The sequence below is a fragment of the Longimicrobiaceae bacterium genome (assembly GCA_035696245.1).
Classification (GTDB): domain Bacteria; phylum Gemmatimonadota; class Gemmatimonadetes; order Longimicrobiales; family Longimicrobiaceae; genus DASRQW01.
In genome coordinates, this window is record DASRQW010000040.1 from 1 (window position 1) to 5,246 (window position 5,246).

The 5,246-nt window shown below is 71.2% G+C and carries 5 protein-coding genes; 1 reads left to right on the forward strand and 4 read right to left on the reverse strand.

All coding sequences use genetic code 11. The features are described 5' to 3' along the window. Positions 1–52 precede the first annotated feature (52 nt). Positions 53–505: a hypothetical protein gene (locus tag VFE05_01615; protein ID HET6228743.1), complete on the reverse strand. Its 453-nt coding sequence runs from the start codon at positions 503–505 to the stop codon at positions 53–55. Positions 506–729: 224 nt separating this feature from the next. On the opposite strand from VFE05_01615, the gene VFE05_01620 reads away from it, so the two are divergent. Next, a complete protein-coding gene (locus tag VFE05_01620; protein ID HET6228744.1) occupies positions 730–939 on the forward strand; it encodes a hypothetical protein in 210 nt (69 codons plus the stop codon). 359 nt (positions 940–1,298) lie between these two features. Here VFE05_01620 and VFE05_01625 read toward each other — a convergent pair whose 3' ends face one another. From VFE05_01625 to VFE05_01635, 3 genes are all read right to left on the reverse strand, one after another. Then, complete coding sequence (locus tag VFE05_01625; protein HET6228745.1) at positions 1,299–1,763, reverse strand: hypothetical protein; 465 nt, start codon at positions 1,761–1,763, stop codon at positions 1,299–1,301. Between the two features lie 193 nt (positions 1,764–1,956). Beyond that, positions 1,957–4,377, reverse strand: a complete 2,421-nt coding sequence (locus VFE05_01630) for an ABC transporter permease (protein HET6228746.1) — start codon at positions 4,375–4,377, stop codon at positions 1,957–1,959. 463 nt (positions 4,378–4,840) lie between these two features. Beyond that, positions 4,841–5,246 (reverse strand): PDZ domain-containing protein (locus VFE05_01635; GenBank protein ID HET6228747.1); only part of this gene is annotated, 406 nt, incomplete at its 5' end.

The window sequence follows — 5,246 nt, forward strand, 5'->3', positions numbered from 1 at the left end:
GGGTCAACCGAACGGCCGACCCCCTCTGCGCCCCTCCGGTACCGCGGGCGTGCTACTTCACGGTGTCCAGGTCGGTCGGGTAGAAGAAGAACTCGCGGCTCACCTTGTCGGAAGTGATCTTCGCGCGGTTGGTGAAGGCTACCGACACGGTGTCGGCCTCCTCCGCCTTGCCGATTTGCGCCCAAAGGGCCACGGCCACGGCGCGCGCCCGCTGCCGCGCCTCGGTGCGGGGCAGCTTGGCCGCCGCGGAGTCCAGGAACACGGCGGCCACCCGGCTTCCCGGCTGCACCACGAGGCTCAGGGGCACGTTCCCCTGCGCGTCCGCGAAGTGGTAGCCCGGCGTGGACGCGGCGACGTCCGAGCCGTCGTGCGGTACGGGCAGGACCGCCGTGGCGGTGTCGACCCGCGTGCCCCGCTCGCCGCGGAGAAGGTCGCAGGCGGGCGTGGAGAGCAGGAGGCAGATCGGGAGCAGCGCGGCCGCCGCGCGGAGGGGAAGCTTGATCATGGCTGGGCGGGGGGTGGGTGACGGGGGAGGACAGGTCACCGGCGCTCGTTCGAAGACGGCGCGGGGCCATGTTAAAAGGTATTTCCAAATGGGTTCGCACACAAGGAGACACATTCGCTTGACATTAACATTTCCCGACGTTATGTATATGCGCCCGATGTTTTCGGACCCCCCATCCTGCGGGATCCATTCGGACGGCAGTCTCACCACCCTGGAGCCCCACCATGTTGCTCTCCATCCGCAAGCCCGTCGCCGCCGCCCTCGCCACCTTCGGCGCCCTCGCCGCGCTGGCGATGACCACCCCGCCCAAGGCGGCCGCTCTGCAGACCACCTGCTACTACGAGCGCACCACCACGACCTACTACCAGGGCGGCATCATGGTGGACCAGACGGTCGAGACGCACCTCCTGTACTGCATCACCGTTCCGAGCTGATCGCTCCAGCAGCGAGGAAAAAAGGCGGGGCCCTTTCGGGGGCCCCGTTTTTCGCATTCGGATCCATAGGCTTGCACGTCTTTTTGCGGCTTACCCAGGTATAATACCAATACGGGCGACCAACTGTGCATTGTGCGGGTTGTCTACCGAGCGTTCGCACTGTCTTGCTCCGAAGAATGCACAGTCATTCAACCGGATTGGTATAACGTGAGGCGCGTCCGCTCGCTCACGCATGACATGAGATCGGGGCGCGCTCCTTCTCTCGGTACGGACGGTGATGAGCGCGCCCGCTGGACGATGCCGAGCAGCGCTCACCTCTGGCCGGAAGGGTCGATCGAGGGGATGCTCCGCCGGCCGATCTAGAGGGAGTCGGGGTACGACAGATCGGGCGCGTAGAAGAAGAACTCGCGTGTGGTTCGATCCTTGGTGTTCTTCTCCCGGTCCGTGAATGCGACGGATACGGTCTCGGCTTTGGCGGTGCTGCCGATCTTCGTCCAGAGCTGCTGGGCCAGGTCGTTCGCGCGTTTGCGCGCGGCGGGGATCGGGACCGTCATGGCGGCGGTGTCGTACATGACGGCGCTCACGCGGCGGCCGGGCTGCACGTGCAGGCTCAGCGGCTCGCGCCCCTGTGCGTCGGTGAAGTGGTAGCCTGGTGTGGAAGGCGCGATGTCCCCGCCTGCGCCGGGGGTGGGCACCGATTGTGAGAGCGTGTCGACAGCCGCGTTCTGCTGTTCCGGATGCCGGTCTTTCGCGCACGCACCCGCGGGCAGCGCGCACAGAAGAGCGAGGAGGATGGCGGGGCGGGCGAATCGAACGTCTGCCATGATCTGCGTGGGATGTGAGGAGTGGTTGGAGAGCGGGGGGCACGGGAATCCGCCGTGAGCGCGCCGGTACGATACTTGGAGATGCGTCGCCTCGGATCTGCCGGCAGATGCGCGGAGACGGCGAATGTGCATCTCCCTATCATCTGTGTCGAGCCAGCGGGGCATCGACGGACGATGCGCCTCTCGTGCCGTCCTACTCGGTCCGCAGCGCGGTGAGCGGGTCCAGGCGCGAGGCGCGGCGGGCGGGCAGGTAGCTGGCGAGCGCGCACGCCCCGAGCAGCAGCAGGGCACCGGCCGTCAGTGTCACGGGGTCCACCGTGGAGAGCCCGTACAGCCGGCTCGCGGCCACGCGCGCGGAGACGAGCGCGCCGACGATGCCGGCGACGAGGCCCACGCCGGCCAGGCGCATCCCCCGGCCCAGGAAGAGGCGGACGATCTCGCCCGCTCCCGCGCCGAGGGCCAGGCGGATGCCGATCTCTCGCGTGCGGCGGCTCACCAGGTATGCGACGGCGGCGTACAGGCCCACGGCCGAGAGGAAGAGGCCGATCAGCCCGAACGAGCCGATGCGCACCGCCGCGGTTCGCTCGCCGGCCAGCGACCCGCCGATCAGGTCGCGGAACGGCGTGGCGCCGGTGAGCGGCAGGTCTGGCTGAAGCGAGCGGACTTCGTTGCGCACCGCCGCCAGCCCCGCACCCGCGCCCGCCCCCGAGCGCACGAGGACGGTCATGGCTGGCGAGTAGTCCTGCGCGACGGGCGTGTACATGGCGGGGCCTGGGCGCGCGGCCAGGCTGGCGGCGCGGACGTCGCCCACCACGCCCACCACCTCCAGCTCTCGCGGGCCCTGCGCCAGGCGCTTCCCCACCGCGTCCTGGCCCGGCCACGCCTGCCGCGCCAGCGCCGCGCTCACCACCACCACGTACGGGGCCCCCTCGCGGTCCGCGTCGTTGAACGCGCGGCCTCGCAGCACGGGAATTCGCAGCGTGCGGAAGAAGTCCGGCGTGACGCTGCTGGCGCGCGCCGCGATCGGCGAGTCGCCGCCCGTGCCGTCCGCCGCCCTCACCTCGCGCGTGGATACGCGGCTCCCGAACGGGACCGACGACGCGAGCGCGACGTCCGATACGTCGGGCCGCGCGCGCAGGCGCTGCGCCAGCTCGGCGAAGAACGCCGCCCCCTGCGCATCGCCGCGGCCCATGTACGCCGCATCGAGCGACGCCACGGCCACGTTCTCGGGGTCGAAGCCGGGGTTCACCAGCCAGGCCTCGCGCAGCGCCCGCACGAACAGGCCGGCCCACGCGAGCAGCACCACGCATGCGGCGACCTGGCAGGCGATGAAGGCGCCTCGCAGCCGCGAGGCGCCGCCTCCCGTCTCCGGCGTGTCGCGCAGCGCGGGCACTGCGCCCACGCGCAACGCCTGGATCGCGGGCACGAGGCCGAACACCAGCGTCACCAGCAGCGACGATCCCAGCGCGAACGCCAGCACGCGCGCGTCCAGCCCGTAGTCCACCGTGCTGCGGCCGGGACCGCCGGAGAGCGCCTGGGAGCGAAAGCGCCCCGCCAGCGCCGTGAGCGCCACGCCCGCCGCGCCGCCGGCCATGAAGATGACCAGGCTCTCGGTCATGAGCTGCGCCACCAGGCGCGAGCGGCTGGCCCCCAGCGCCACCCGCACGCCGATCTCCTTGCGGCGCGCGCTGGCGCGGGCGAGCAGCATCCCCGCCACGTTCACGCTGGCCACGAGCAGCAGCAGCAGCGCGGTCGCCAGGTGCAGCGTCTTCGAGTTCAAGCCCTTCGCCTGGCCCACGCTCGGCATTCCCGTGAGCGGGTTCGCCTCCACGGTGCGGACGCGGCGCAGGCTGGGCTCGGCGTCGGCCAGGCCTCGGGCGCGCGCGGACAGCTCCCCTTCGGCCGCGGGGGGGGAGACGCCGTCGCGCAGGCGCCCGAACATCTGCACCAGCACCAGCTGCGGCACCCCGGGCACGGGCGACGGGTTGAAGCGCTCGTAGATGCCCAGCGGCAGCCACAGGTCCTCGCCCACCGCGCGCGTGACGCCGTTGAACCCCTCCGGCGCCACGCCCACCACCGTCACGGGGTGGCCGCTGAGGCGCACGGAGCGGCCCACCACACCCGGGTCTCCGGAGAAGGCGCGCTGCCAGAGGTCGTAGCTGATGACGGCCGCCGGCTCGCCTGCGCCGCCGCTCTCCGCGGGCGAGAAGAAGCGTCCGCGCGCGGGCGCGGCGCCGAGCAGGGAGAAGTAGTTCGCGGACACGTAGCGTCCCTGGACCGGCCGGGCGGACGTGCCCTCGCCGGTGAGCCCGAACGAGCCCGGCGCGTGCGCGCCCAGGCCGGAGAGCGGGCCGGGCGCCGCCGCGAGCGCGGTGTAGGCCGTACCCTGCACGTCGTCCGACACCCGCCCGCGGTCGTCCACCACGGCCAGCGACACCAGCCGGTCCGGCTCGGCTACGTGCAGCGGACGAAGGTAGAAGGCGTTGATCTCGCTGAACACGTACGTAGGCCCTGCTACACCGAGCGCCACCGTGAGGATGGCAGCGAAGGCGAAGCCGGGCGCGTTCCGCAGCCGCCTCAGCGCGTATCGGAGATCGGCCAGGAAGGCTTCCATCAGGCTGCGCCCGTCGGAAGCGGGGCGAGCCCGGCGTCCGCCAGCATGGCGTGCACCAGGCGGACGCTGCACGGGACGTGTGTCTCCACCTCACCGGTCAGGAACATATTGCTTCGCCGTCCGGGTGGATCAGGGGTGTGCCCATGAAAGAGCTTCTGGATGCGGGGAGTGTCGCGGGAACGGCTTGAGAAGACGGAGCGGGTGGTGCGCAAAGCGCTTCGCCACGCCGGTAATGCAGGGGGAAGATACGCTGCCGCAGCACCTTCCCGAAATATGCCTCGAAAGGATAGTGAATAGTACCAAGCACTTGCGCATGCGTCAACACGCGCCGCCGCAGAAGTGCACACGTTAATCCTCCCCACATCTTCCCCGTTCGAAGCACCGCCGGCTGCTCCGACGCGGCACGTCTCCACCGAGCCCAGGTGACCTCCCGTGCCGGCTGAGCGCCACATGGGTTCCCGGCCTACCGGGGCAGGCGGACGTTGAGGATGGCCTGCTGGGGATCGGGGCCGGGATAGCCGACGATGAGCGACACCACGTCGTCGGGACCGCGCCGCCTGAGCGCGGATGAGAGATCGGCGGCCGAGCCGACCGCTCGCCCGTCCACGGCCAGGATACGCATGTCGCGGCGGAGGCCCGCGCGGTAGCCCGCGCCCAGCGGCGTGACCGTCGTCAGGAGCACGCCACGCCCGTCGGTGTAGCCCAGCTGCCGCGCGGCTGTGCCGGTGAGCGGGCCCGCGGAGATGCCCAGGCCGCCCATCCCGCCCGGCTTGGCGGGAGCGTGCGCGGGCGCCTCGGCCACGCGCGAGGACGGCGCCTCCATCAGCTTCACCGTCATCCGCTTCGCCGTCCCGTAGCGCACTACGTCC